This is a genomic window from Shewanella sp. SR43-4, from assembly GCF_014163845.1.
Lineage (GTDB): Bacteria > Pseudomonadota > Gammaproteobacteria > Enterobacterales > Shewanellaceae > Shewanella > Shewanella vesiculosa.
Map to the genome: position 1 here is coordinate 1 of NZ_JACJEB010000053.1, position 572 is coordinate 572.

Annotated in this window: 1 protein-coding gene; it reads right to left on the minus strand. The window is 55.9% G+C overall.

All coding sequences use genetic code 11. The features are described 5' to 3' along the window. Window positions 1-572 (minus strand): cadherin repeat domain-containing protein (locus H5123_RS20380; RefSeq protein WP_182699097.1); only part of this gene is annotated, 572 nt, incomplete at both ends.

The following is a 572-nucleotide window of genomic DNA, read 5'->3' on the forward strand; positions in this document are numbered from 1 at the left end:
GTGCCAATCACAGTGCTGTCGCTGCTGTTTTCAAAATACGTAAAGTTGTAGCTGGTTTCGCCCACGGGTGGGGTGAACTCAGGCGTTTCATTGACATCAAGCTCAGTGAGGGTGACGTTAATGTTGGTGGTGTTGACGCCATCTGAGGCGCCGACGACTAAATTGTGCACGTTCGCCAGGGCTTCAAAGTCATTGGCGACGGCGGCCACGCCCGCTGGGGTCAAGCTGATGACACCGGTCACGGGGTCAATCTCAAACCAAGCGTCGTCATTGCCGCTGACGATACTGTAGGTCACTGGCGTGCCTTCCGGATCGATGGCATTGACGGTGCCAATCACAGTGCTGTCGCTGCTGTTTTCAAAATACGTAAAGTTGTAGCTGGTTTCGCCCACGGGTGGGGTGAACTCAGGCGCTTCATTGACATCAAGCTCAGTGAGGGTGACGTTAATGTTGGTGGTGTTGACGCCATCTGAGGCGCCGACGACTAAATTGTGCACGTTCGCCAGGGCTTCAAAGTCATTGGCGACGGCGGCCACGCCCGCTGGGGTCAAGCTGATGACACCGGTCACGGG